Origin of the sequence: Streptomyces sp. NPDC002888 (assembly GCF_042888465.1) — a bacterium.
GTDB lineage: Bacteria > Actinomycetota > Actinomycetes > Streptomycetales > Streptomycetaceae > Streptomyces.
Window position 1 is genome coordinate 133,088 of record NZ_JBIAPU010000029.1, and the last position, 25,113, is coordinate 158,200.

Here is a 25,113-nt window from a genome sequence, read left to right on the forward strand (position 1 = left end):
TCGGACGACGCATTGCGGCAACATGCGGCTCGGTATGCCGGCGCGGCGGTACGGTCAGGGGCGGCGGACGGACGAACCGCAGCCGCCGAGAGAACCGGGCCGCAGCCACTGGCAGCAGGGCCACTGCAGTGTCACGACCGAAGACGAGTCCGGAGGACCAGATGGCCCAGCCCACCCTGCACGATGTCGCGGCGCGGGCAGGGGTGTCGATCAAGACGGTGTCCAACGTGCTCCGCGGCGTCGAGGGCAAGGTGTCCGCCCGGACCGCCGCCCGGGTGCACCAGGCGATCGAGGAGATCGGATACAGCCCGAACCTGTCGGCCCGCAGGCTGCGCACCGGACGCTCCCATGTGATCGCGCTGGCCGTGCCCGACCTGGGCAACCCCTATTTCGCCGAAGTCGCCACCGCGATGATCGGCGCGGCCCGGGAGGCCGGCTACACACTGCTGATAGAGGAGACCGGAGGCGAAGCGGGTGCCGAGCTCGGTGCCGCCGAGCACCTGCGTGACCCGCTCATCGAAGGGGTCATCATGTCGCCACTGGCCCTCGGCGGTGACGCCTTGGCACAACGCACCAGGTCGATGCCCATCGTGCTACTCGGCGAGCGTGAACCCGACGCCGAATACGGGCACCTCTCGGTCGACCACGTCTCGATCGACAACGCGGCCGCCTCGCGCGCGCTGACCGGCCACCTCCTCGGCCGGGGCTTCCGCCGGATCGCCGTGATCGGTCGCCAGGACCACGCCCCGTACGCCACCGCGACCGCACTGAAACGTCTGGAGGGGCACCGGCAGGCGCTGACGGAGCGGGGACTGACCTTCGACGAATCCCTGGCCCCGGCCGTCCCCGGCGCGCACTACAGCAAGGAGGCCGGAGCCCGCGCCGCCGCGCAGATCCTCACCCGGGGCGAGCGTCCCGAGGCGCTGTACTGCTTCGCCGACGTCCTGGCCATCGGAGCCCTGCGCGCCGCCCACGACCAGGGTCTGCACGCGCCGCACGACTTCGCGCTGGCCGGCTTCGACGGCATCGACGAGGGGCGGTTCACCATCCCGACCCTGACCACGATCCGTCCCGACTACGCCGACATGGCGCGGCAGGCGGTGTCCGCCCTGGTCGAAAGGATGACTTCCGAGGACCCTGTCCCGCCTCGCGACATCCCCTGCGGCTGGGACCTCGTCGTCCGCGAGAGCACACAGGCCGCGTCGTCCCCGAGCTGAGCGGCGACAACGAGCGCGTCCGCCCCGCCCAGGGGCTGCCGGGCGGGGCGAACACAGGTTGTCCGGCGGTCCTCGGGCCCACAGCGTGCCGCGAACGGCCCACCGCCGTCGACTGCTACTGAACGCCCTCCTTCACCAACCGCCACTGCTGGCAGTTGTACCCGGTGGACGCCCACTGGTCGGCGATCGCGCCGTCCGCCGTGGAGTTCTGGTAGATCTCCAGCAGCTTGCCGCTGTTGGCGTTCGTCCAGGTGGCGTAGCCGGAGTCGGTCGCTGTCGGACTCCAGCGCTGGGACGAGGACCCGGTGGACGCGTTCTGCACGACCGCAGCGCCGTTCGCCGTGGACGCCCCGCTCACGGTCAGCAGCTTGCCGCTGTTGAGGTTGGTGAGTGTGTAGCCGCCCGAGGCGGACGCGGCGATCCGCCAGACCTGGGTCGGGTTGTTCGTGTCCCCCCACTGCCCCGTCGGGGCGCCTTCCGTCGTCAGGGCGGACTGGGTCTCCAGGTACTTCCCGCTGGTGCGGTTGACCAGCTTGAACTCCCCTGCCGCGGCCACGCCCGACTGGTAGACGTCGATGGCGTCGAGCTCCGCGTAGGTGCCGTTGTAACCGAAGGTGATCGTGTTGTTCCCCGCGTTCAGGCTCGCGGTGAACTGCGCCCAGCGGTAGCGGTTCCAGTCGACGGTGGCCGGATAGCTGAGCGTGGTGGCGGTGCCCCCGTTCACGCTCACGGTGTGGCTGCTGGTGGCGCCGGTCCCGTTGTCGTAGCGGACGTTGACCGTGTAGGTCCCGGCCGTGGGCACGTTGACATGCGCGAACGAGACCTTGCTGTCCGAGTAGTTGATGTTGCCCACCTTGCCGCCCGCGTCCGCGTCGACCTGGGAGACCACCGAGGCGTCGGTCAGGGTGGCCCGCTCGGCCTCGTAGTGGCGCGCGTTGAGCGGGATCGATCCGACCCGGATGTCGTTGTAGGTGGTGGTCGGGTTCTCCACATCGGTGGCCTGGAACAGTGTGTTCCCGTCCACACTGGTGTCGAAGGCCTGGGCGAAGCCGGAGAAGTAGCCGCCCTGGGTGTCGCTCGCGTCGTAGGTCACGGCATACGGCAACCGCTCCCAGGGCCCCTGACCGAGGTTGTAGTTGACCATGAAGTTCTGGCCGCCGCTGATGTTGCCCGACGAGTCCAGCCCCCACTTCGCGGAGACGATGACCATGCCGTTCGGTCCGCCCGCCGGTACCCACTTCACGTAGGGCGAGGACCCGATGCCCCGGCCGTTGGCGAGCTTGATCGGTGTGCCGAGGTCGCCCGCGGTCCAGGTGATGCCGTCATCGGAGAACTTGTAGTAGACCACCGCGGTGTTCAGCGACTGCGACGGGCGGTTGACGACCTCATAGACCGCCATGTACTTCCCGTTCGGCAGGGCGGTGACCGTGATCATGCCAGGGCGGTCGCTGCTGTTCGGGATCGCGGCGACGTTGCCCTCCGTGCCCCAGGTGGCTCCACCGTCCGTCGACGCGCGATAAGAGACCGCCTGCAGAACACCGTTGGCCTTCTGCCGCTCGTCGGAGAAGTAGCACACCAGGTCTCCGGCCGCGTCCAGACCGAGCGACGGCTCCCACACCGTGGTCGTGGTCGAGGTCGGGCTCGGGTCGTAGACGGCCGGCCCGCCGCTGTCCACAGTGCTCAGGTAGGACCAGGTCGCGCCATGATCGGTGCTCTTGTAGACCACGAGCCGGCTGCTGGACTTGTCCGACGGCATGATGTTGCCCGCCAGCAGGATCGTTCCTGCCGCGAGACCTCCCGTGGCCTGCGGCACCTCGTACAGGAACGGCTGCGAGGTCTTGATCAGGGAAGCGAAGTTGTTCCCCGGTACCACGTCACTCAGATGCGTCCAGGTCGCCCCGTTGTCGTCGCTGGAGTAGATCGGGTACACCTGCTTGCCGTTGACCCAGACCAACTGGTCATAGGTCACCAGGATGCGGCCATTGCCGGAACCGCCGTGCTTCAGCACGATCGTCTTCGCATAGGTCGTGCCGGCGGGGTCGAAGGAGCTCCCCGCGGTGGGCGAGTAGACAAGGGAGCCGTTGCCTGTGGTGACGGCCCACGCAGTGCCGGGCACCGCGACCAACGCCACGCAGGACACAAGGAGAAGGAGCCACCGCAGGGCGGCCCGCCCCAAGGGAAGGGATGCACGTTCGGGCAGGCGCATACGAGTCCTCATCAGAGGTGGGTTGGGTGGATGCGCCCCTGCGGAGCGCTCCGCAGGGGCTCCGGCCGACGGTGGACGGTGCCACCCGGGCCGACAGCGGCGCGGGGGCGAGGATCACCCGACCACCACGTCTGGTTCCAACGTTGTACCCATCAGGCCGGTGGGCGTCAATAGATCTGCACCCGATCCACGGAGGGACGAGGGGCTCATGATGCCCAGCGGGCATGGGGCGGTGGGCGTCGATCAGCCACTGCCGCACGAAGGGGAGGTCGTGGATTCGGCCTCGCTGTTCAGGCTGGAGGAGCGGGCGTGCGTCCTCGTCCTGAGCCGACGGTCCGACCCGTCGTGGGTGCGGGCGACTGCGGCGCCCGACGGAAGAGCGTCCTGTGCCCGCACCTGCGGATCACCTCGTCCCACCACCCGGATGTTCCACGCCAACTGCGGCGCGAGCAGTTGATCACTCTGCATGAGGCGGAGGACCACGCGCTGAGCCTCCTGGACGCGCTTCCGACGATGAGGGAGGCATACAGGTCAGCCGGCTGCGCGACCGCGCTCTGTCCGTCAGGGAAGGGTACTGAGGAAGGCTCGGCTGACCGAACCGCTCTGGGACCAATTCGCGGCCCTGCTGCCCCAGCAGCCGGGTCATCTTCGACAAGCTCCTGCAACTGCTGCGCTTCGGCTGTTCTTACGAGGCGATCGCCGACACGACCTGCTCGGCCACCACGATCCGCACCCGTCGCGACGAGTGGATTCGACTCGGCGTCTTCGCCCGGCTCAAGCGGATCGCGCTGGAGTCCTACGACCGGATCGTCGGCCTCGTCCTCGACCAGATCGCCGTGGACGGCTCCATCACCAAGGCTCCCGGAGGCGGCGAGGCCGCCGGTCGCTCTCCGGTCGACCGCGGCAAACAGGGCCTCAAACGCTCGGGCATGACCGACGGATACGGCATTCCCCTGGGGCGTGTCCTGGCCGGTGCCAACCGCCACGACTCCCCGTTGCTCGCCCCCACACTGGACGCCTGGACGACCTGGGGCCGTTGCCCAACGACATCACCGTGCACCTGGACGCCGGCTACGACTCGGACAAGACCCGTGCTCTGCTCAATGAACGCGGCTTGCACGGCCGCATCGCGCACAAAGGCGAGAAGGCACCGATTCAGGCCAGTCGACATTGGTACGTCGAACGCACCCACGCCTGGCAAAACGCCTTCTACCGGCTCGCCCGCTGCTACGAGCGGCGCACCACCGTCATCGACGCCTTTTTCGACCTCGCCGACACGATCATCACCGTGCGTAGCCTGATCCGACGGGCGTGGACCACCCACCGCTGGGACGAACGCCCGGACCGCCGGCCATGACAGCACGTCTATCCGCTTCATCTCTACCGCCACCTGAATGAATGGCCCATCAGTAGTCGCCGGGCGGGGCCGTCAGTGGCGGCGGAACCAGTCGTACGCGGCCGGCGTCCAGGGAGGTGTGATCGATCTCCTGCTCATCATCACACTGGTATTGGCGCCGTATGTGACGCCGCTGGTGGTGGCGGGCGCCGCCTTGACGCTGGTGTTCCGGGTGCGCCGCCGCAGGTGGGGGGCGGGCTGGCAGACTCCGAACGTCGGCTCATGCGCGCTGGTGACGCTCCTGGCGGGCGCGGCGGCTCTGGGCGCGTACGCGACCGGCATCATGGCCGGCTTCTACGTCCTGCACCCGGACCAGGTGTGCGGGGACGTTGTCGGCGTTCACGTGGTGGCGCGGATGTCGCTGCCGGTCAGCGCGTTGTGCGTCACCCAGGGCAACGGGGGCACCGAGCTGGTGCCGGTCTGGGTCAACCCGGTGATCTACGGCGGCCTGCTCGTCTGCGCGCTCACCGTGGCGGCGGGGGTCGTGGCGGGGGTACGGCGATGGGTGGGCGCGGTCCCGGCTGACGCGGACGGCACGGAGCCCCCGGTCGAGCCGGAGGACGTCACCGTTCGCCAGGCATGACCACCGCCGCCTACCAGGCCATCGTCAACGCCTTCATCCAGTACCCGGCCAGGAGTTCCGAGTCCGAGAGCTTCACGAACTCCTCGGCATGCCCACCACGCCTATCCGCGCAACCTCTTAGGTGTTGCAGGTCAGGACGTTGGTGACGGCGCATAGTGGTGGGCAAGATTGGTGGCGAGGTCGCGGAGGTGAGCCCTGGCTTCGGTGGGGCCGTGCACAGTGATGGCGCTCCCGAACGGCAGTAGTGCTCGCACGTCCTCCAGATGCAGGAAGCGGATCGTTACCTTGCGGCCAGTGGCGGATTCTTCATGGTCGTCCGGGACGAGTCGTAGGCCAAAGATCCGTTGCGCTCGCTCGATCTGGGTCTGGTCGATGGTGGCGCTGACCTCTATCGCGTGGTTGTGCTCCCACTGATCAATGAGCGCTGCAGCAACGGTGGCCAGGGTCTGGCTCTCGCGGATCCGTCGTGGCTGGTCGACTTCTTTCCACGTCGTGATCCGTTCGAGTCGGTACATCCGTGGCGCTCGGGCACAGTCGGCGACGAGGTACCAGATGCCGGCCTTGGCGAACAGCCCGTAGGGATCCACGACCAGGTCGCGTGGGCATGACTCGCGTGGGCTGTCGTACTCGATCCGTAGCCGGCGACCTCGCCGCACTGCGCCGATCAGCGAAGCCGGAGTCGTGCCGGAAGCTCGTGCCTGACGCCAGGGACGGCTGTCCACGTGCACTACGTCGGTGAGCGGCAAGAGCTCATGAACTCGACGTGGCTGTGTAGCGACGATCTTGGAGAGCGCGCGCCGGCTTTCGACCGATGCGTTGAGCTCCGCACGTTGCTTCTCATCGAGCCCGGTGAGCGACAGATGATCACGCTCGCCCGGTGTGAGTCGCGTGAGGTCGAGCCCGGACCCGGGCAGCATGGTCACGCCACCGAGGCGGCCCCGGTGTGCGGTCACCGGCAGACCGGCGTCGCGGAGCCAGTTCAGGTCTCGGGTGATGGTTCGAAGGGACACCCCGAGCGCTGAGGCAAGTTCCTGTGTGGTCACGGCATGGCTCGATTTGAGGAGCAGCATCAGGGTGAAGAAGCGATCTGGGGTCACACACCAATTTTTTCAGGAATTGCGACACGATGCGGCGCATATCCCGGTCAGGCTGGTGGATGCGCACCTACGACCTGTGAGAAGGAACAACCATGACCACATCCGTCGTGTCCATCGTCTACGTGAACGACGCTCCCGCCGCAGCTCGTTTCTACGGCGACCTCCTCGGCATGAGCCCCTCGTTCGAGACTTCGGGATACATCACCTTCGATCTCGGGCCAGGCGCTGACCTCGGTGTGTGGTCTGGCCAGTTCGAGGATCTGTCACCGGACGTCCCGCGCACCAGTGAGGTGTGCCTGGCCATCGGCGGTGGACCCGACGAGCTCAACGCGACCTTTGAGCAGTGGAAGTCCAAGGGGGTCACGATCCTGCGCGAGCCTCATGATGCTGGGTTCGGGCTGACCTTCCTCGCAGCCGATCCTGACGGGAACCGTATCCGCGTCGCACCGCAGGACTGAAAGGCCGCAATGCGGCAGGCGCGCACGACAGGTGTCGCGCCTGCCGTCGTCTGACTTCGAGAGGACGACGAGTGCCCCACGCGAATGCGCCCCTGAGCGTCGAGGGCCGTAGGCGGCTCGTGAAGCGGTGCCAGACACGTCCCATCGCCCACGTCGCCGCTGAGATGGGCATCTCTCGCGCATGCGCCAGCAAGTGGGTAAATCGCCGGCGGCTACACGGTGATGCGGGATTGCAAGACCGGCCGTCGAGTCCGCACCGGAGTCCGAACGCGACTCCAGCATGGGTCATCGAGCAGATCGAGTCCTGGCGCCGCGAGCACAAGTGGTCCGCGCAACGGATCACCGACGAACTTGTGAGTATCGGTTTTGTGATCAACCGGAGAACTGTCAGCCGACACCTGACCCGGCTCGGCCTCGGCGAACGCCGCTTCATCGACCCAGGCGGTGAGCACAACCGGAAGCCGGGGAAGATCATCGCCCGCTGGCCCGGACACATGGTGCACCTGGATGTGAACAAGGTCGGCCGGATCCATGGCGGCGGGGGGCGGATCCACGGCCGGGACAGCGATCAGGCCAAGGTCGCTAGTCGGGCGAAGTCGGCCGGGGCGAAGCGTGGCTACGTCTCCCTGCACTCCGTCGTCGATGGTTTCTCACGGCTCGCCTACACAGCATCATGGCCGAGGAAGTCCTCTACGCCCGCGAGTTCACCAGCGAGGACGCCCGGTCAGCCGCGATCACAGTGTGGAACATCCACGCTACGCCGCCCATCCGGCCGTCGCCATGTGGCACATCCACAACGAATACGGATGCCACAACCCCGCGTGCTACTGCGACACCAGAGCCGCCGCCTTCCGCATCTGGCTGCGCGCCCGCTACGGCAACGATCTGGACGCCCTCAACCACGCCTGGGGCACCACCTTCTGGAGCCAGTGGTGCTCTCCCTGTGCACCGCCGAACGCGAGGTACTGCTCCGGATACCCCGGCGACCACCAACTTCCTGGTCCTGCGCACCATCGACGCCCTCGACTACTGGCGCTGGGCACCGGAGTTGGACATCCTCTCCAACGACCACTACCTGATGTCCGACGACCCGGAAGCCGAGATCGACATCGCGCCGAACGGCGACCTCATGCGGTCGCTCGCGGGCGGCCCGTGGTTCCTCATGGAGCACTCGACCGGCGCCGCCTGGTATCTGGCCACCCACCCCGACCAGGACACGCTCGCCGCCCTGCTCGACCGCATCCGACAGGAGGCCGGCGTCACACCGGAGCAGGACGCACCCGCCGGGATGGAGGTCGTCCGGCGCCGCGGCGCGGAGGCCGACTACCTGTTCCTCATCGACCACACCGGAAAGGGCGCCGAAGCACCTGCCGAAGGCGTCGAACTCCTCACCGGCGCACCGGTCACCGGAACCGTCACCGTCCCACCGGGAGGCGTCGCCGTGATCCGCGAGCCCCGCTGATCCACCTGCCGGTGGTGGCCGGACTCAGTCGGCACTGACGCACTCTCGCCGTCTCTTCACCGGCGAGAGTGCGTCAGTGCCGGACCCGCCAGGAACAGGCCGCCGTTCCTCTGACCGGTACGGGAACGCTCAGCACCGCGCCCGAGGCCGCAGTCGGGTTCTTCACCCCGTAGCGGGCCGTGGTGACGTACAGGCGGTTGTCGCCGGGGGGCAGACACACCGACGTGGGATGCGGGGCGGGCACGGTCAGGGTGTGGAGCAGGTGACCGTCGGGGTGGTAGCGGCGGACTGTCCCGGCACCCCACATCGCGACCCACAGGCAGCCCTCCTCGTCGACGGTCATCCCGTCGGGGCTGCCTTCGCCGTCGCGCAGTCGGGCGAAGGTCTCCGGACTGCCGGAGAGGTCGCCAAAGACGGGGTCGACCCGGCAGCGCAGGATAGTGCCGACGGCCGTGTCGGCGAGATACAGGGTCGTACCGTCGGCGGTGAACGCCGGGCCGTTGGCGATGGTCAGGCCGTCGAGGACGCGTACCACCGTGCCGTCGGGGTCCGTCCGGTAGAGCGAGCCCGCGCCGGGGGTGCCGTCGTAGGCCATGCTGCCGGCCCAGAAGCGGCCTGCGGGGTCGGCGACACCGTCGTTCATGCGGCTGGGAACGGCGGTGCGGCCCTCGGGGCGGTCCAGCCATTGCAGTGCGCCGTCGGCGGTGAGCAGCGCGATGCCGGTGCCCGCGGCGGCGATCCACGTTCCAGGTCGGTCCCCCACCGGCGCGACTGCGCCCAACGGCACGTCCAGCCGGGCCAGTTGGCGCGGGATCGCCGACTCGGCGCCGTCGCGGAGTTCGAAGAGTCGGCCGCTGAGGATGTCGACGTACACGTACCGGCCGTCGATCCAGCGGCCGCCCTCGGCGAGTTCGTACGCGCCGTCCACGACGACCGCCGTCGGCGCTGATGCAGATGTCATGATCAGTTCTCCGGGTCAGCGAATGGTCGTGCCGTCGGGCTCGTCGAACAGGCCGAGTTCGTCCCGCGTCGGCAGGCCCTCCCAGTCACCCCGGGTGGCGACGGCGAAGGCCGCGGTGGTGACCGCCCGGTGCAGCCGGGCGGGGATGTCCGCGCCGTCCAGGAGGCCGGAGAGGTATCCGGCCACGAAGGCGTCGCCCGCGCCGACCAGGTCGACGGCGTCAACCTCTCGCGCGGCACGGTCGGTTGCGCCGTCGGCGGTGAAGACCGTCGCGCCGCGTGCGCCCCGCTTGACGACCACCTCGGTGACGCCTGCCGCCAGCACGTCGTGCACGGCCTCGGACTCGCCCGCACCAGACACTTCCTGCACCAGCGGCAGCTCGTCCTCGGAGGCGATGAGCAGGTCCGTATGGTCCAGGATCGGTCGCAGTGCGGTGCGGGCGCGCTCGGACGTCCACAGCCGGGAGCGGTAATTGACGTCGAGGCATACGGTGACACCGCTCTCGCGGGCGGTCTTGGCGGAGGCCAGGACTGCCTCGGCCGCCGACGGACCGAGCGCCGGCGTGATGCCGGTCAGGTGCAGAACGCGGGACCCGGGGGCCAGCGCGAGCAGTACGTCGTCCGGTGCGACTGCCGAACCCGCAGAACCCGCCCGGTAGTAACTGACTCGGGTCAGCGTTCCCAGACGAGGTTCGGTCAGCAGCAGTCCCGTGGGCCGGCCGGTGTCGTCGGTGACCGCGTGGTCGGTGGCGACGCCCTCGGCGCGCAGCGTGCGCAGGACGAGCGCGCCGAGTTCGTCCGCACCGACGCGGCCGGCCCAGCGCACCCGGTGGCCGAGCCGGGCGAGGCCGATGGCGACATTGGACTCGGCTCCGGCGACGGACAGGCCGAGGCTGCCGCCCATCCGCAGCGCGCCGTGGGCCCTGAGCGCTGCCATCGTCTCGCCGAAGGTCACGACTTCAGGTGGTGTCACGGCCTCTCCCCCGCAGCCGTCTTGCGGAACTCGGCCGCGCGGGCGCGCAGTTGCTCCAGGTCACCGCCGTCGGCCGCGTCCCCGACGAGCGGTGAGCCGACGCCGACGGCGAGGGCGCCCCGGTCCAGGTAGTCACGGGCGGCCTGCGCGTCCACTCCGCCGACGGGCACGAAGGGCACCTCGGGGAACGGGTCGCGCAGAGCCTTCAGATAGCCGGGGCCGCCGAGAGACCCTGGGAAGAGTTTGATCGCGTCGGCGCCCCGTGCGAGGGCGGCTTCGATCTCGCTCGGTGTCAGGGCTCCCATCAGCACGGGTACGCCGTAGGGCTCCAGGCCGTCGACCAGTGCCGGGGTGACGAGGAAGGAGGCGCCCGCGTCGACCGCGCGGGCGGCGTCCTCGGCCGAGCGCACGGTCCCGGCGCCGAGCAGCGCGTCGGGGCCGAGTTCGGTTCGCGCCTGCCGGATCAGGGTCAGGGCGTCGGCGGTGGTCAGCGAGACCTCGATGGCCGCGATGCCCTCCTCTGAGAGGGTACGTACAGTGCTCAGGGCGGCGGCGGGATCCTTGCCGCGGACGATCGCCAACAGGCGGTGGGCGCCGAGCGATTCCACCAGGTTCATGGGAGCGGGCTCTCCTTGCGGGTTCGGTATACGGGCAGCGGTCACCATTCGGTGAACGCCCCGTCGGCGCCCCGCCATATGGGGTTGCGCCAGCGGTGTCCGGCCTCGGCTGCGCGGCGTACGGCCTTCTCGTCGATCTCGACGCCGAGACCCGGGCGGGACCCCAGGGCGGCGTAACCGTCCACGAAGCGGAAGGGTTCGGGGTCCATCACGTACTCCAGCAGGTCGCACTGCTGGTTGTAGTGGATGCCCATGCTCTGTTCCTGGATGAGGAAGTTCGGTACGGAGAAGGCGATCTGGAGGCTTGCGGCCAGGGCGATCGGGCCGAGGGGGCAGTGGGGGGCCAGGGCGACGTCGTACGTCTCGGCCATGGCGGCGATGCGGCGGACCTCGGAGATGCCTCCGGCGTGCGAGAGGTCGGGCTGGGCGACGGCGATGCCGCTGGTCATCGCCTCGCGGAAGTCCCAGCGGGAGTAGAGGCGTTCGCCGGTGGCGAGCGGAATGCTGGTGGATTCGACCAGGCTGCGCAGGTTGCCGGAGTGCTCAGGCGAGACGGGTTCCTCGACGAATAGCGGGTGCAGTGGTTCGAGTTGAGGCAGCAGGCGGCGGGACATGGCGGTGGAGGCCCGGCCGTGGAAGTCAACGGCGATGTCCCGCTCGTTGCCCAGGACCTCACGGACGGCCACGACGCGCTCGACGACCTCGGCGGTGCGTGCCGGGGTGTCGATCGGGGTGAGCTCGGCCGAGGCGTTCATCTTCACCGCGGTGAAGCCCGCCTTCATCTGTTCCTCGGCCAGCTCCGCGACCTCGCTGGGGCGGTCCCCGCCGATCCAGGCGTACATCCGGACGCGGTCGCGTACGGGGCCGCCGAGGAGGCGGTGCACCGGGACGCCGTAGGTCTTGCCGGCGATGTCCCACAGGGCCTGGTCGATGCCTGCCACGGCGCTGGAGAGGATGGGGCCGCCCCGGTAGAAACCGCCCTTGGTGAGCACCTGCCAGTGGTCCTCGATGCGCAGGGGGTCCTTGCCGACGAGGTAGTCGGCCAGTTCGTGAACCGCGGCGCGGACGGTCTCGGCACGGCCCTCGATCACGGGCTCGCCCCAGCCAGTGATTCCCTCGTCGGTGGTGACGCGCAGGAACAGCCAGCGCGGGGCCACCAGGAACGTCTCAAGTCCGGTTATCTTCAAGGAGTTTCCTTCGGCGGCGTGTTGGTCGCGACGTCGGCGCGGTCTTCCTTGTCTTCCCGGGCTCGTACGGCCTGCAGGTCGTCGGTGGCCTGGGCCAGGAGTGACTCGACGGCGGCCACGGCGGCGTCCGGGTCGCCGGCTTCGACGGCGGCGAGCAGTTTCTGGTGCACGGGGATGGAGTCGGCGAAGTGCCGGGCGCCGTGGACGATCCGGTCGCGCACGCGCAGTCCGGCCTCGATGACGACCTCCATGCGGCTGAGGAGTTCGTTGTGCGCGGCGTCCAGCAGGGCGCGGTGGAAGGCCAGGTCCGCCTCGACCATCGCGTCCGCGTCCGTGCCCGCCGCGGCCATCGCCTCGAGCGCGTGGCGCAACGCGTCCAGGTCGGATGGGGTGCGGCGGGTCGCGGCGAGCCGGGCTCCGGCGGGCTCGACGATCGCGCGGACCTCGGCGAGATCTTCCAGGAAGCCGTCGGTGGGAGCGCTGCTGCCCTGCCAGCGCAGCAGGTCGCTGTCGAGCAGGTTCCAGTCGGCGCGGGGCCGGATGGTCGTCCCGCGTTTCTGCCGTGATTCGAGCAGGCCCTTGGCCGCCAGCACCCGCAGTGCCTCGCGCACGACGGTCTTGCTGACGCCGAGTTCGGTTTCGAACTTGGCCGGGTCCACCACGGAGCCCGGGGGGTAGTCGCCGCGTATGATGCGCCGGCCCAGTTCTTCCACTGCTTGGCCGTGCAGCCCCCTGCCGGGTTGGCTCACCACGTTCTCCGTTTCCGTATCGGTCCTGTTCGCGGAGGCCGCGCACGGCGGCCTGCCGCGCGGTGCGCGGCGCTCACGAGGACTCCTTCATGACGCTCCATCCTCCATCGACCACCAGACTGGCTCCGGTCACATAGGAGGCGTCGGCCGATGCCAGGAAAGCGACGGCGGCTGCCACCTCCTCCGGCTGCCCGAAGCGCCGGGCCGCGGTGGCCGCCACGCTGCGTTGCCGGTCGGGCTCGGGGATGCCCTCCCACGCGGCGGTGAGGATGGGTCCGGGCAGCACCGTGTTGACCCGGATGTCCGGCCCGTACTCGACGGCCAACTGCCGGCCCAGCGAGCACAACGCACCCTTCGCGGCGGCGTAGGCAGCGTGGCCGGGCAGGCCGATGACCGCGTGCACCGAGGAGGTGAGCACGACGGACCCCGACGCCTCACGCAGCATGGCCGCGAAGGTCTTCATCCCCCGCCAGGCCGGCTTGAGCAGCACGGCCATCTGACCGTCCCACTCGGCCTCGCTCAACTCGTGGGCGGGCTTGTTGAGCTGGGCGTAGGCGTTGCTGTGCAGCACGTCCAGCCGTCCGTGGTGCTGCTCGACGTGGCGGGCTAGGTGCTCCCAATCGGCGGCCGAGGTGACGTCGCAGCGTACGTACTCCGCGTGACCTCCCTGGCCGGTGATGGCGGCCGCGACCTCCTTGCCCGCGGTGTCGTCCACGTCCGTGACCACCACCAGGGCCCCCTCGGCCGCGAGTCGGTGAGCCGTGGCCGCGCCGATCCCGTGGGCGGCGCCGGTGATCACCGCCACGCGCCCGCTCATCCTGCGGCATTCCGTCATCGCGTGTGTCTCCCCTCGTGACTGTCCACGCACCCACCATAGCTGTTTCAATTAATTATGAATATATCTTGACGGGGTGGTGATACCGCTCCGAAACTGACCGGCATGCAACAGGCACCTTCAGTACGAAGCTAGGAAGGACCTCCTCCCATGAGCCGCACCACGCACCTCCGCAGAAGCCGGGGCGCACTCGCAGTGACCCTTGCCGCCGCCTCCCTGCTGATCTCCGCCTGCGGGGGTTCGACCGGTTCGAAGGACCCCGCAGTCCAGGCACCTGTCAAGCCCGGCCAGAAGGTCGACCTGCGCTTCTGGTCGTGGGTTCCCGGTGTCGACAAGGCTGTCGACAAGTGGAACGCCACCCACCCGGACATCCACGTCAAACTGGAGAAGATCCCGGCGGGCAGCAGCGGCGGCTACGCCAAGATGCGCGCCGCGCTCAAGAGCGGCAACGCGCCCGACCTGGCACAGGTGGAATACCAGGAGATCCCCTCATTCCTACTGGAGAACGGCCTGGTGAACCTGTCCCAGTACGGCGCGGACAAGGACCGGTCGAAGTTCGTGGACTGGCAGTGGCAGCAGGGAGTCTTCGACTCCGCTGTCTACGCGATCCCCCAGGCGTCCGGTCCGATGGGCCTGTTCTACCGCTCTGACCTGTACAAGAAATGGGGCATCAAGCCGCCCGCCACCTGGGACGAGTTCGCCCAGGCCGCACAGAAGATCCACAACGCCGACCCGAAGGCCTACATCAGCACCTTCCCCGCCGGCAACTCCGCCTGGTTCACCGCACTCGCATGGCAGGCCGGCGCCAAGTGGTTCGGCGTGAACGGCGACACCTGGACGGTGAACATCGACTCCCCGCAGACCCTCAAGGTCGCCGCCTTCTGGGACGACCTGCGCAGCAAGAAAGTGATCAAGACCGAACCCGACTTCGCCAACGGCTGGTACAAGGATCTGCAGAGCGGTGCCATCACCTCGTGGGTCAGTGCCCAGTGGGGCGACGCCATCATCAGCGGAAACGCTCCTCAGACCACCGGCACATGGGCGGTCGCACCCATGCCGCAGTGGACGAAGGGCTCGAACGTGTCCGCGAACTGGGGAGGATCCTCCACGGCTGTCCTCAAGGGCGCCAAACACATCCCCGAGGCCCTGAAGTTCGCCGAATGGCTCAACACCGACCCTACGAGCGTCGACTTGCTGCTGCAGGGCGGATACGGCTGGCCCGCGGCGGCCGACGGGTACAAGGGCTCCTCGCTGGACAAGCCGTCACCGTTCTTCGGAGGCCAGAAGTACAACGAGGTCTTCGCGCAGGCGGACAAGAACATCGACAACTCGTGGAAGTGGATACCGACGATCGACGCCACCTACCAGCACCTCAACGACGGCTTCCAGGCCGCCCTGGCCGGCAAGGGCACGTTCGTCTCCGCGGTCCAGCAGGCGCAGAAGCAGACCGTCGAGGACCTGAAGAAGAAGGGTTTGAAGGTTTCCACCGGCCAGTGACCACCTCCGGAGGGCGCGACACGGCCGCCGCCGTTCTCCCCTCCGGATTCCAGAAGGAACCCTGATGCCCACCCGAGCGCCCCGCCGCCGCAGAAACCTGGCGCCCGTCGTCTTCGTCGCGCCGTTCCTCCTGCTGTTCCTACTGACCTTCGCCCTCCCCATCGGCTACGCCGTCTACCAGAGCGTCATGGATGTCGAGCACACCGGAGCCCTGGGGCTCGGCGGCAGCCGTACCGTCTTCGTAGCACTGAGCAACTACTCCGACGCGTTGTCCGATCACGCCTTTGTGCGCAGCATCGGTCGCGTACTGCTGTTCGCAGCCGTCCAGGTGCCGGTGATGGTCGCGTTGTCCGCCGGGCTCGCGCTGCTGCTGGACAGCGCCTCGGCCAGAGGCGTGCGGTTCTTCCGCGCCGCCTTCTTCCTGCCCTACGGTGTTCCGGGGGTCATCGCGTCCATCCTGTGGGGCTTCTTGTACGTTCCGGGAGTCAGCCCTCTCGTGGACGGCATGCGCCACCTGGGGGTGTCGGTCGACCTGCTGGGCGGAAACACGGTTCTGTGGTCCATCGCGAACATCGTCACCTGGGAGTTCGCCGGCTACAACGTTCTGGTTCTCGTCGCCCAGTTGCGTACCATCCCCGCGGAGCTGTACGAGGCCGCCCGCATCGACGGCGCCAGTGCGTGGATGACGGTCCGGCACGTCAAACTGCCGCTGCTGCGCCCGGCGCTGATCCTCACCACGGTCTTCACCATCATCGGCACGCTGCAACTGTTCGCAGAACCGCTGGTGCTCAAGCCCGTCTCATCGAGTATCGACAGCGCCTACACCCCCAACCTCAGCGCCTACAACGAGGCGTTCACCAACGACAACTACCACCTCGCCGCCGCCGAGGCAGTGCTGCTCGCCCTCGCCGCGTTCGCGCTCTCCTTCGGTTTCCTGCGGCTGATCAACAAGAGAGGTGGGGACGCGTGAGTCTCCAGACACCGGCCCGTACGGTCCCGCCGAAGGGCGGGACGCCGGCCTCCGACGACGGCACGACGCCGCGCAGCGGCATCACCGGGGTCACCACGCGCAGTCGCATCCTGGTCACCGGCCTGCTCGTGGCGGCCGCCGGGTACTTCCTGCTCCCGGTGTACTGGCTGGCCGTGGCGTCCACCAAGTCCACCGGCGACCTGTTCGGCAGCTTCGGGTTGTGGTTCTCCCATCCCCAGTTCCTGAGCAACCTGCACCAGGTGGTCACCTACGACCATGCGATCTACCTGCGCTGGGCCGCCAACAGCGTGCTGTACGCGGGCGTCGGCGCAGGCGTGGCGACACTTCTGGCCGCGATGGCCGGCTACGCGCTGGCCAAGTTCTCCTTCGCCGGCCGCGACACGATCTTCAACATCGTGCTGGGTGGCGTCCTGATCCCTGCCACGGCGCTGGCGCTGCCCATGTACCTGCTGTTCAGCCAGGCAGGCCTGGCCAACACCTACTGGGCCGTACTGCTGCCGAGCTTCGTCAGCCCCTTCGGCGTGTACCTGTGCCGGATCTACGCCGCGGCATCCATACCGGACGAGCTGCTGGAGGCAGCCCGCATCGACGGCGCGGGAGAGATCCGCATCTTCACGGTCGTTGTCCTGCGCATCATGACCCCCGCCCTGGTGACGATCTTCCTTTTCCAGTTCGTCGGCATCTGGAACAACTACTTCCTGCCGCTGGTCATGCTTTCCGACTCCAAGCTGTACCCCATCACCCTTGGTCTGACGTCGTGGCAGTCCTTCGCCGACCGCCAGCCGCAGCTCTACCAGATGACCGTTGGAGGTGCCTTCGTCTCCGTCGTCCCTCTGATGATCGCCATGGTCGCCCTGCAGCGCTTCTGGCGCAGCGGTTTGACCGAGGGCAGCGTAAAGGGCTGACGCCGCCGGACCGGATGGTCCTGCCCGTTGCGGCGGACGGAGTCGCCGTTCTGCTCCAGGCTTGAGTCGATGCCGAGGGAGCGACCCTGCGTGGTTTCGTGTTGCTGCCCGAGGTGGATCGTCGAGCGCCTCCTCGCCCGCCTGGTCGGCCGGTGGTACGCGTCGGCAGGTGCCACAGCAGGACGTGGGCAGCGCTGCGGTCGCCCGTGTCCGCCGGCGGTGGCCATCACGCCCGGCAGCAGACAGACCGTGTCGACCACGACCACCGCCCGTCCGACCGCGAGTCCGGCAGCCGTCGTGGCGGGGTCGTGGAGGGCGACGAACCCCTCAGGGGTTGGGCGCGCCGGCGACCCTGCTGGCGTGCGCCGCCGGGTACGCCCTCTCCGTGTACCGTTTTCGTGACCGTGGGCCTGACCAACACCTACTGGGCCGTACTGATCCTCCGGTCGGCGGCGCGTTCCTCTCGGTCCGCTCGCCGGCCGTCGCGATGCTCGTGCCGCGGCGCTGCTGGCGATCCGGGCTGACGCAGGGCAGTGTCAAGGGGCGAGAGCTCGACGGCTGGAGGGGGGAGGGGCGGTCCGCCCCTCCCCCCTCCAGCCGTTCGACGCTCACTGGCCGCCCGGCATTGTCGCCTTCCGGAAGACGTCGTAGACCAGCTTGGGCCGCTCCTCGTCGAAGGTGAGCAGGCCCATCACGGAGATGCCGTTGTAGTCCTGGTTGTAGCCGGCGCGCTCCTTGTAGTCCTTGAGGACCCAGTAGGTGAAGCCGGCGACGTACTCGCTGCGTGCGGTCACCTGCGCCCAGTGGGCCGTGAAGCTCGCCGCCTGCCATTCCTCGGTGCCCTGCGTGGTGCCGGGGCCGTGGGTGCCGGCCACGGCCCAGGTGCCGTTCTCGGTGATCAGGATGGGCTTGTCGGGGTACTTCGCGTGTACCGCGTCGAGCGTGGGGCCGAGGTCGGCGTCCTTGCCGTAGAAGTAGCCGAAGTACTCGTTGAACCCGATCACGTCGGCGAGGTCGAAGGCGGGATCGTTGCTGGTGTTGGATGCCCAGGTCACGGGGCGGGCGGTGAGGTCGACCGTCTTCACGGCCGCCTTGAGGTCGGCTAGCCAGGCCCGGTAGACGGGAGCGCCGTCGGCGTCGATCTCCGACTCGTTCTGGAGTCCCCAGAGGATCACCGAGGGGTGGTTGTGCTGGTTCCACGCCATGGTCAGGGCCAGGGCGCGGGCGAGGCCGTAGCGCTCGGTCTGGAGTTTCTCCTGGGCGGTGTTGAGCCACATGGTGTCGATGTCGTCCATCACCAGCACGCCGTGTTCGTCCGCCCAGTCGTAGACGTACGGGTGGCGGTTGTAGACGCAGTTGCGGATGAAGTTGGCGCCCAGTGCCGTGATGTGGCCCAGTTCGCGGTCGTACTCGGCGGGCGTCATCGCCCTGCCGTGGGCGGCCGTCTCCTCGTGCCAGTTGAGCCCCTTGAGGAAGAGGGGTGTGCCGTTCAGCTGCAACTGCGCATTACCGAGGGTCAGTTCACGCACGCCGTACACGGTGGACAGCGTGTCCACCCGCGGGCCGGAGTGCCTCCCGGCGGTCAGGGTGGCGCGGGCGGTGAGCGTGTGGGGCGAAGTCGGGCTCCATCTCGGGGCGCCTGGCACGCGGAGTACGACCCGTACGACGCCCGCCGACCGGGCCGCGATCCGGGCCGCGACCACGGCGGGACCGCCAACGCTCTTCCGGCCGGGATCGAGGGTGAGCCGGCCGTCGAAGTCGGAGGTCCCGTGGTTCTCGATGACCGCGTGTGCCTCAAGGCGCCCGTTCGCGGCGGACACGAGCAGTTTGGTGATGGTGACCTGCGGGACCGCCTCGATCCAGGCCGAGCGGGTCAGCCCCGCGTAGGGCCAGTAGTCGACGGGCTTGTAGGGGAGTTCGTGGTCGTCGGTGACCGGCTGAGGGGGCGCGCCCGTGTAGTCGGTGTAGCTCGCCCGGCGGAAGACCCGCACGGCGATCATCTGGCGCGTTCCGGGCTTCAGTGCCCCCGCGACCGGCAGCGCGAAGGGCGAGTTGGCTCCTTCGTGCTTGCCGAGGTGCGTGTCGTCGAGCCAGACCTCGGCGCTGTAGCCGGCGGCCAGGAAGGCGATGCGTACGTGCCGGGCACGCCAGGAAGCGGGTACGTCGACGGTGGTGCGGTACCAGGCGTAGCCGTCGTTGAACGCCGTGCCCTTGCCGAAGGGGGCGGTCTCGGAGCCGAAGCCGGGGGTGTCCAGCAGGTCCCAGGCCGCCGGGACGTCGATGCGGCCCCACGCCGTGTCGTCGTGGTGCGGGGACTGCCAGCCCTCGTCGAGCCCCTGGTCGGTGGGGTCGAAGCGGAAACGCCACCGCTTGTCCAGGGACAGGTAGTCACGTGTGGGCTCATGGGTGCGCCAGCCGTCGAAGGCCGGGAGCACCGTGCCGTACTGGAAGACGACATTGGTGCCGCCGACGTCGCGCACATGGGTGTTGGAGGGCTCGGTAGCGGGGTGGGTGTCGAGCACCGGGCCGTTCGCGGCGGCCGTGCCGTCTGCCGCTCGCGCCGTCTGAGGCCAGGCCGGCAGGGCGACGAAGGCGGCCGCGCCGAACGCCGTGACGACGGTGCGCCGGGACGGATGGATGGATTCGGTCATAACGGGCGGCTCCTCGAGGTACGTACGCGTTAGTCCGCCCCACAGCCTGGACAAGCCGCCCACTCTCGTCAAGGATTATTCATAAATAATGAATTGAGCTGGCGTGGTGCCGTCGAGCCGCCGACGGCGCCTTTCCGTACACGAACGACGGGTGACCCCATGACCACCGCACCGCAGCAAGACACGACGCCTGAGACCACCGACCGACTGGCCATCACCCTGTGGGACTTCAGCTGGTACACACAGGCCGGACCCGGTGAGCCCTTCGCCGACCTCGACCGCGCCTTCGCCGAGACGGTGGATCGGGGCTTCAACACCGTGCGGATCTGCGCCATGCCCTTCCTGCTGTTCTCCGGACGCGTCTCTGCCCCTCAATCCCTTCAGGTCCGGGGCCTGGGCGAGCAGTTCGGGCAGCGCACCCGCTGGTACGACGTGCGCGGCGGATACCCGCTGGACGGCCACCGGCGGCTCGTCGAGCTGTTCGAGGCGGCCGCCCGCCATGACTGCAAGGTGATCGTCTCCTCGTGGGAGTACCAGCAGTCCCCTAGCTTCGCCGACACCGACGCCTGGCACCGCGCCCTGGCGGCGGTCCCCGGCCCGGACCGCGCCGAGGCGGTGGCCGAAGCCCTCGCCGACCTGCTGGACTTCCTCACCGAGCGCGGACTGGCCGACCAGGTCGCCTACGTCGAGGTGCACAATGAGGTCGACAACTGCGACCTGGTACCGGCCGACGGCACTCCCGGCCACTACGCCCGGCTGCGCGGTCCCCTCGAACGCGCCGTGAAGCTGCTGCAGGCCCGCCACCCCGCCATCACCGTCACCTACTCGCTGGGCGAGCCCTGGCCCGACGAACTCGACGACCTGCCCCAGCAGGCACAGATCGCCCACTTCCACTTCTACGTCTACGGCGTCCTCGGCGCGCTCTACGAGGCGGTGGGACTCGGCCACGGCACCGAATCGGCGCCCGAGACCACCTCCTGGCCGACCCCCGGACTGGCCGCCATGCTGCGCCCCGACGCGCCCGCCTTCGCCGACTACCAGCCGGACGAACCGTGGCGCCTGGCCGCCACGGGCATCCCGCGCGAACTGTTCTACGCGCACGACTGGGTCGACCCCGACCGCTGGGACCTGTGGCTCTACGAGAACTATCCGGCGCACCGCCAGGCCATGCGGGACACGCTGGCCTCGTGGGTCGACTCCGTGGCCGAGTTCGCCCGCCTGCGCGGTGTTCCCGCCGTCCTCGGTGAAGGCGTCGTGGGCTACACCCCGCTGCTGACGCGCTTCGAGGAGGACGCCGTCGGCAAGGACATCGCCGAGTTCGTCGTCGACCGCTGCCTCGCCGCCGGTTTCCACGGCGTCGTCCTGACATCAAACGCCGCCCCGCACCACCCCATGTGGCACACCGACCGGGACTGGATGCGGCGCGTCAACTCCCGTATCACCGCGGGCTGAACGGGACTCGAAGGCGGGCCCGCAGTTCCTCCTCGCGCGCTGCTGCGTCGACCCGCACGTCAGTACGACGGCGAGTCAGCCGAGGCCGTCGGCTCCCACGATCACGGCGGACTCGTCGAGCAGGGCGTGGGAGACGGGCTGTGGGCTCCCTTCGAGGCCGAGGACGGGGGTGGCCTCCTTGTACCAGGACTCGATCACGGCGTTACCCCAGAAGTCGCGGCGGCGGTCGTCGTGGACGTTCCAGCGGTAGGTCTCGTGGTCGGGGTGACCACGACAATGACCGCGCTCTTCGGCGGCACCGCACCCCAGTGCCAGACCCGCGAGATTCGCGTGCCGGAACCCGGCCCCGGCCAGGTTCTGGTACGCGCCCGCGCCGTGTCCCTCAACAACGCCGACGTGCAGCAGCTCGACCACCACGACCCACAGCCTACCGAGGCAACCAAATGAGATGACCTCATAGTCCGACGAATCCATCCGAGCACGCCTGGCGGCCATCGCCTTCGCTTGGACGGACGGCACCTATCGCGCATTAATCACCGCAATGGACGAAAATGGTCGAAACATACGCCGAAACCGCGGAGGCGTGGCGATGCGTGGCAACGCCGAGAACGACGAGGGCTCCGTCGAGGACTACGACGACGAGCACGGTGACGAACTCGACGCCGAGGACAGTGACGAGTACGCCGATCCCGAGGCTTACGACGAGGAGTCGGCAACGTTCGAAGAGGAACCGGCGTCCTACGACGAGGAGGACGCAGCCGGTGCGAGCCCTGACGTCTTCCTCGACGTTCCGATCCTGAAGGTCGACGAGATCGACCTGGACGTCGAGGATCTGCGGGCGCATGTCTCGCTGCAGGCCGAGGTGCTGGATCTGCTCAGACTGAATGTGGGCGCCGACGTCTCGCTCGGCCGGGTGCACCTGGGCATCTCGGGCGTCGAGGCACAGGCCCAGCTCGAGGTGCGTCTCCACCACGTCGCGAAGATCATCGACCGAGTGCTCACCACTCTCGACCGCAACCCGGAGATCCTGCACGAGCTGGCGCGTGGAATCGGGTCCGCCGTGCAGGATGTCGGCGGCGGAGCCCGTCAGGCCGTGGGGGAGCTGGGTACGGGTGCCGGAAGGGCCGTCCAGGAGGTCGGCTGGGGCGCCGGAGCCGCCGTACAGGATGTCGGTCAGGGAGCCGGGAGGGCCGTTCAGGACGTGGGGCAGGGCGCCAGGTCTGCTGTCCAGGACGTGGGCCGGGGCGTCGGCTCCGTGGCGCAGGATGTCGGCCAGGGAGCCGGGAGGGCCGTTCAGGACGTGGGCGGTGGTGCCGGGCGCGCGGTGGAGGACGCCGGCCATGAGACGAGCCGGACCGTCGGAAGCGCCGGCGAGGCGGTGGGCAGCACCGCCGGGAGCGTGGCCGGACAGGCCGCGGGTGTGACGGAAGCGGCAGGCGACACGGTACGGGACGGCGGCCACGCCGTCGCGGACGCTGCTGAGACGGCGAAGCCCACCGCTGAACGGACCGAGCCGGCCGAGCCGGCCGAGCCGCGTGCGGCGCGCAGGGGCGCGGAGGGAGAGCGGGGCCGGGTCGGCCGGAGTCAAGGCGGCACCCGCACGCGCCGGGTGCGCGGAGAGGACGGGAAGCTGCCGCCAAGGTCCAGTCGCCCACGTACCGCTTCCAGGGAGCCGGAGGAGCCGCCCTGAACGCGAGGGGCGGGAGCCGGGAGCGCGGCGGGGGACATCCTGTTCCGGTCGACGGTCCACGCCGAACGGCTCCGCTTCACGCAGGGACCCCTGACAGCCGTCCGCTTCCCCGGCACCGGGAAGCGGGAGTCGACGAGCCACAGCGACCGCACCCACCTACCGGACCCGGTCATCCCCGGTCAGGAATACCAGGACGTCACCGTCGCCTACCACCTTGCGACCCGGCTCACCAGGGAGCCGGAGGCCGGGCGGAGCGGTGACGACGGCACGGACGGGTGATTCGCAGTGCCAATGGTCGCGGAGTCGGCAACATGGTGTTTTCTGCTTCGATCTCGCAATTGCTGTGTGTGTCCGCGGATCCGCACCGTCTCTGCGGCGCCGGTGCCCAGCTTCGCCGCAACGGCGTTCATCACGGCCCACTCGTCACTACAGCCGGAGATCTCGAGGAACGGTGATGGGCGGGATCGGCCGGCGGTGGGCCCAGAGTCGACACTCCGGCTTCCGATGAGAGCACCAACGTACCGCCTGCAGTTGGCCGAGATCGGCATCAAGTAGCAGGCCACGGCCGCAGTGGCCTGTCCCGCACGCACGCCGTGCCGGGGCAGGCCGCCTGGCGAATATCAGACCTCTCAGCGATCCGATCGCAGGAGGCGGCGCAGCCGGGCTGGAAGGACGAGGGTTTGCGGTGGGGGGTCACGTTCGCAGGTCGCGATCGTCGACCAGGACGGTGCGGTGCGGGTCAACCGGAATCTGCCCAACGGGGTCGGGGCGGTGCTGCGGGTGTCGGCGATCCACGTCCATGCGGTCCACGTGCCGTGCCACGGGCTGGTGGGCGGGTGGAGGGTGGGCGCCGCCCCTACCATGGCATGGCGTCGCGCGAACGGTCTTGATCTTGTCGAAGTCGGCCTCGCTTGAGCACAAATCGGACGCCACCCGACCGCATCGAAGCCCTGGTTCCCGTCCGAGAACGAATCCGTGGTGATGTTGACGATCCCGACCAGCGAAGGGCGGCGAATTCCCACGGGTGAGGGAACTGAGTGCTTATCCATGGAGATCAAGGTTCTGATAGATCGATCTCCGGGATGATCGGTGTCTCGCAGCTGTGCGCCGTCACGCGGTCGCGGAAGCGCAGAAAGTCTTTGTTCTTCCCGATGGCGCACCGCCTCGCCCAGGTCGTCCAGGCAACGGACGAGACCGGGCAGCCCATCGTCTACCTCGCCGAAGGCCGGGATGCGGAAATGCCTGCCACCCAGCCAAGCCCCGTCTCGTCGGCTTCGGCCACCAGGACGCGCGGGTCGGCGTCCTGAATGAGGGGCGGTACCTCGTCGTAGCTGAGGTGCGAGGAGTGTCGCCTACGCACTGATCTGCCATCGCGGACTCACACGGAGAACATCTGATCCGTGGCTCTAGGCGGATCGGTCAGCGACGGTCATATTGGCCACTTCACGGGCCATGGAGGGGCGCTAGCGGGAACCAGGCGATCAGGAGTTCTCTTCCCTGCCGAGGGCGGACCGCAGCTTCTGGTGTGCTTCTCCAGGACCGCTGCCCTCCTGCCCTTCCAGCAGGGCAGCTGCGATGGCGTCTAGCTTGCGCTCGACGGCGCGTTCGGCCCGCAGCTCAGAGTTCTTCAGCAGCGCCACCAGGAGCAGGGTCACCGCCGACATTGCCTCGCCCATGAACAGAAGCCATGTAATCGGCAGACCGATCACGTGCAACGTGACAGCCACGGCAACCAGGATCAGGCAGATCCCGAAGAACATTGCTGAACTGGTGAACCGTGAGGCATTCTCGGCCAGCCTCTCAAACGGCTGACTCCGTGAGCCCCCGCGGTCGGACGGATGCTTGAGAATCATGCTCATTCTCTACAGCGGACGGTGGCATGCCCGAGGGCTGCCACGCCCGGCCAGGCTGCGGACTCTCCTCCCCGCGGGTTCGGCGAGATTCCGTCCTGGTGTGCGGCGAAGGGTTCTAGTCGACGCGATCGGCGCCATGACGGACTTCCCGGAGACGAACGTTCGACGGGAGGCGGTCCAGGCCGGCCGAGTCCCGTGCGTGTGCGAGCGTTTCCCGGCTCAGTTTCTCCAGAGTCCGTGCTGGATCCGCGTGAGGCTCCAGCAGCAGCCGCACGCGTGCGGTCGGAGCCGTACGTCGGCCCGTCAGCCGGACATGAGCCCGCGAGACCCCGTC

General features: G+C 68.7%; 21 protein-coding genes and 4 pseudogenes. 12 read left to right on the forward strand and 13 right to left on the reverse strand.

Annotation, left to right across the window (positions count from 1 at the left end; all coding sequences use genetic code 11):
• Nucleotides 1–161 precede the first annotated feature (161 nt).
• Nucleotides 162–1,217 (forward strand): LacI family DNA-binding transcriptional regulator, encoded by a 1,056-nt coding sequence (locus ACFYWX_RS36600; RefSeq protein WP_389429164.1) that lies wholly within the window; start codon nt 162–164, stop codon nt 1,215–1,217.
• Nucleotides 1,218–1,332: 115 nt separating this feature from the next.
• Here the strand turns inward: ACFYWX_RS36600 and ACFYWX_RS36605 are convergent, their stop codons facing one another.
• Nucleotides 1,333–3,348 (reverse strand): RICIN domain-containing protein, encoded by a 2,016-nt coding sequence (locus ACFYWX_RS36605; protein WP_389429165.1) that lies wholly within the window; start codon nt 3,346–3,348, stop codon nt 1,333–1,335.
• A gap of 318 nt (nt 3,349–3,666) precedes the next feature.
• Nucleotides 3,667–3,906, reverse strand: coding sequence for a hypothetical protein (locus tag ACFYWX_RS36610; RefSeq protein WP_389429166.1), 240 nt, complete (start codon nt 3,904–3,906; stop codon nt 3,667–3,669).
• Between the two features lie 91 nt (nt 3,907–3,997).
• Here ACFYWX_RS36610 and ACFYWX_RS36615 point away from each other — a divergent pair.
• Both ACFYWX_RS36615 and ACFYWX_RS36620 read left to right on the forward strand, forming a co-directional pair.
• Nucleotides 3,998–4,780: pseudogene (locus ACFYWX_RS36615) on the forward strand (IS5 family transposase).
• 118 nt (nt 4,781–4,898) lie between these two features.
• On the forward strand, nt 4,899–5,402 hold the full coding sequence (locus tag ACFYWX_RS36620; RefSeq protein ID WP_389429167.1) for a hypothetical protein: 504 nt from the start codon (nt 4,899–4,901) through the stop codon (nt 5,400–5,402).
• Between the two features lie 131 nt (nt 5,403–5,533).
• On the opposite strand, the gene ACFYWX_RS36625 is transcribed toward ACFYWX_RS36620, so the two are convergent.
• Entirely contained in the window at nt 5,534–6,499 is a 966-nt protein-coding gene (locus ACFYWX_RS36625; RefSeq protein WP_389429168.1) for a helix-turn-helix transcriptional regulator, read from the reverse strand.
• A 92-nt stretch (nt 6,500–6,591) separates the two neighbouring features.
• Between ACFYWX_RS36625 and ACFYWX_RS36630 the strand changes: the two genes are divergently transcribed.
• From ACFYWX_RS36630 to ACFYWX_RS36645, 4 genes and pseudogenes are all read left to right on the forward strand, one after another.
• Entirely contained in the window at nt 6,592–6,957 is a 366-nt protein-coding gene (locus ACFYWX_RS36630; protein ID WP_389429169.1) for a VOC family protein, read from the forward strand.
• A gap of 71 nt (nt 6,958–7,028) precedes the next feature.
• Nucleotides 7,029–7,625, forward strand: a pseudogene (locus ACFYWX_RS36635) (helix-turn-helix domain-containing protein); the annotation flags it as partial.
• Nucleotides 7,626–7,737: 112 nt separating this feature from the next.
• Nucleotides 7,738–7,827, forward strand: a pseudogene (locus ACFYWX_RS36640) (beta-galactosidase); the annotation flags it as partial.
• A 73-nt stretch (nt 7,828–7,900) separates the two neighbouring features.
• On the forward strand, nt 7,901–8,419 hold the full coding sequence (locus ACFYWX_RS36645; protein ID WP_389429170.1) for a beta-galactosidase: 519 nt from the start codon (nt 7,901–7,903) through the stop codon (nt 8,417–8,419).
• 73 nt (nt 8,420–8,492) lie between these two features.
• On the opposite strand, the gene ACFYWX_RS36650 is transcribed toward ACFYWX_RS36645, so the two are convergent.
• From ACFYWX_RS36650 to ACFYWX_RS36675, 6 genes are all read right to left on the reverse strand, one after another.
• Entirely contained in the window at nt 8,493–9,380 is an 888-nt protein-coding gene (locus ACFYWX_RS36650) for an SMP-30/gluconolactonase/LRE family protein (RefSeq protein ID WP_389429171.1), read from the reverse strand.
• A gap of 15 nt (nt 9,381–9,395) precedes the next feature.
• The gene (locus ACFYWX_RS36655; RefSeq protein WP_389429191.1) at nt 9,396–10,316 is read right to left on the reverse strand and encodes a sugar kinase; all 921 of its coding nucleotides are present in this window, start codon (nt 10,314–10,316) and stop codon (nt 9,396–9,398) included.
• A 32-nt stretch (nt 10,317–10,348) separates the two neighbouring features.
• A complete protein-coding gene (locus ACFYWX_RS36660; protein ID WP_389429172.1) occupies nt 10,349–10,969 on the reverse strand; it encodes a bifunctional 4-hydroxy-2-oxoglutarate aldolase/2-dehydro-3-deoxy-phosphogluconate aldolase in 621 nt (206 codons plus the stop codon).
• A gap of 41 nt (nt 10,970–11,010) precedes the next feature.
• Nucleotides 11,011–12,156: a galactonate dehydratase gene (gene dgoD, locus ACFYWX_RS36665; protein WP_389429173.1), complete on the reverse strand. Its 1,146-nt coding sequence runs from the start codon at nt 12,154–12,156 to the stop codon at nt 11,011–11,013.
• Nucleotides 12,153–12,908: a FadR/GntR family transcriptional regulator gene (locus ACFYWX_RS36670; protein WP_389429174.1), complete on the reverse strand. Its 756-nt coding sequence runs from the start codon at nt 12,906–12,908 to the stop codon at nt 12,153–12,155. The genes dgoD and ACFYWX_RS36670 overlap by 4 nt, the downstream gene beginning before the upstream one ends.
• 70 nt (nt 12,909–12,978) lie before the next feature.
• A complete protein-coding gene (locus ACFYWX_RS36675; RefSeq protein ID WP_389429175.1) occupies nt 12,979–13,722 on the reverse strand; it encodes an SDR family NAD(P)-dependent oxidoreductase in 744 nt (247 codons plus the stop codon).
• A 168-nt stretch (nt 13,723–13,890) separates the two neighbouring features.
• Here ACFYWX_RS36675 and ACFYWX_RS36680 point away from each other — a divergent pair, with 168 nt between their 5' ends.
• The 3 genes from ACFYWX_RS36680 to ACFYWX_RS36690 all read left to right on the forward strand — a co-directional run bounded on the left by ACFYWX_RS36680 (nt 13,891) and on the right by ACFYWX_RS36690 (nt 17,133).
• Nucleotides 13,891–15,237 carry an ABC transporter substrate-binding protein gene (locus tag ACFYWX_RS36680; protein WP_389429176.1) on the forward strand — a complete coding sequence of 449 codons (1,347 nt, stop codon included), beginning with the start codon at nt 13,891–13,893 and terminating at the stop codon, nt 15,235–15,237.
• Between the two features lie 64 nt (nt 15,238–15,301).
• A complete protein-coding gene (locus ACFYWX_RS36685; RefSeq protein ID WP_389429177.1) occupies nt 15,302–16,207 on the forward strand; it encodes a carbohydrate ABC transporter permease in 906 nt (301 codons plus the stop codon).
• Nucleotides 16,204–17,133, forward strand: a complete 930-nt coding sequence (locus tag ACFYWX_RS36690) for a carbohydrate ABC transporter permease (RefSeq protein WP_389429178.1) — start codon at nt 16,204–16,206, stop codon at nt 17,131–17,133. Before ACFYWX_RS36685 ends, ACFYWX_RS36690 begins: the two co-directional genes overlap by 4 nt.
• A gap of 608 nt (nt 17,134–17,741) precedes the next feature.
• Here ACFYWX_RS36690 and ACFYWX_RS36695 read toward each other — a convergent pair.
• The gene (locus ACFYWX_RS36695; protein WP_389429179.1) at nt 17,742–19,784 is read right to left on the reverse strand and encodes a glycoside hydrolase family 2 protein; all 2,043 of its coding nucleotides are present in this window, start codon (nt 19,782–19,784) and stop codon (nt 17,742–17,744) included.
• 159 nt (nt 19,785–19,943) lie between these two features.
• On the opposite strand from ACFYWX_RS36695, the gene ACFYWX_RS36700 reads away from it, so the two are divergent.
• Nucleotides 19,944–21,236 (forward strand): cellulase-like family protein, encoded by a 1,293-nt coding sequence (locus ACFYWX_RS36700; RefSeq protein ID WP_389429180.1) that lies wholly within the window; start codon nt 19,944–19,946, stop codon nt 21,234–21,236.
• A 75-nt stretch (nt 21,237–21,311) separates the two neighbouring features.
• Here ACFYWX_RS36700 and ACFYWX_RS36705 read toward each other — a convergent pair whose 3' ends face one another.
• Nucleotides 21,312–21,653, reverse strand: coding sequence for a hypothetical protein (locus ACFYWX_RS36705; protein WP_389429181.1), 342 nt, complete (start codon nt 21,651–21,653; stop codon nt 21,312–21,314).
• 172 nt (nt 21,654–21,825) lie between these two features.
• On the opposite strand from ACFYWX_RS36705, the gene ACFYWX_RS36710 reads away from it, so the two are divergent.
• Nucleotides 21,826–22,926 carry a hypothetical protein gene (locus tag ACFYWX_RS36710; protein WP_389429182.1) on the forward strand — a complete coding sequence of 367 codons (1,101 nt, stop codon included), beginning with the start codon at nt 21,826–21,828 and terminating at the stop codon, nt 22,924–22,926.
• Nucleotides 22,927–24,407: 1,481 nt separating this feature from the next.
• Here ACFYWX_RS36710 and ACFYWX_RS36715 read toward each other — a convergent pair.
• Complete coding sequence (locus ACFYWX_RS36715) at nt 24,408–24,785, reverse strand: low affinity iron permease family protein (protein WP_389429183.1); 378 nt, start codon at nt 24,783–24,785, stop codon at nt 24,408–24,410.
• A gap of 109 nt (nt 24,786–24,894) precedes the next feature.
• Nucleotides 24,895–25,113: pseudogene (locus ACFYWX_RS36720) on the reverse strand (alkaline shock response membrane anchor protein AmaP); the annotation flags it as partial.

Bases quoted from the DNA above. Each gene is read 5' to 3' on its own strand.
- ACFYWX_RS36600 (WP_389429164.1), top strand. From the start codon at position 162: ATGGCCCAGCCCACCCTGCACGATGTCGCGGCGCGGGCAGGGGTGTCG.
- ACFYWX_RS36630 (WP_389429169.1), top strand. From the start codon at position 6,592: ATGACCACATCCGTCGTGTCCATCGTCTACGTGAACGACGCTCCCGCC.
- ACFYWX_RS36650 (WP_389429171.1), bottom strand. From the start codon at position 9,380: ATGACATCTGCATCAGCGCCGACGGCGGTCGTCGTGGACGGCGCGTAC.
- ACFYWX_RS36655 (WP_389429191.1), bottom strand. From the start codon at position 10,316: ATGGCAGCGCTCAGGGCCCACGGCGCGCTGCGGATGGGCGGCAGCCTC.
- ACFYWX_RS36660 (WP_389429172.1), bottom strand. From the start codon at position 10,969: ATGAACCTGGTGGAATCGCTCGGCGCCCACCGCCTGTTGGCGATCGTC.
- ACFYWX_RS36675 (WP_389429175.1), bottom strand. From the start codon at position 13,722: ATGAGCGGGCGCGTGGCGGTGATCACCGGCGCCGCCCACGGGATCGGC.
- ACFYWX_RS36680 (WP_389429176.1), top strand. From the start codon at position 13,891: ATGAGCCGCACCACGCACCTCCGCAGAAGCCGGGGCGCACTCGCAGTG.
- ACFYWX_RS36685 (WP_389429177.1), top strand. From the start codon at position 15,302: ATGCCCACCCGAGCGCCCCGCCGCCGCAGAAACCTGGCGCCCGTCGTC.
- ACFYWX_RS36695 (WP_389429179.1), bottom strand. From the start codon at position 19,784: ATGACCGAATCCATCCATCCGTCCCGGCGCACCGTCGTCACGGCGTTC.
- ACFYWX_RS36700 (WP_389429180.1), top strand. From the start codon at position 19,944: ATGACCACCGCACCGCAGCAAGACACGACGCCTGAGACCACCGACCGA.
- ACFYWX_RS36710 (WP_389429182.1), top strand. From the start codon at position 21,826: ATGCGTGGCAACGCCGAGAACGACGAGGGCTCCGTCGAGGACTACGAC.
- ACFYWX_RS36715 (WP_389429183.1), bottom strand. From the start codon at position 24,785: ATGAGCATGATTCTCAAGCATCCGTCCGACCGCGGGGGCTCACGGAGT.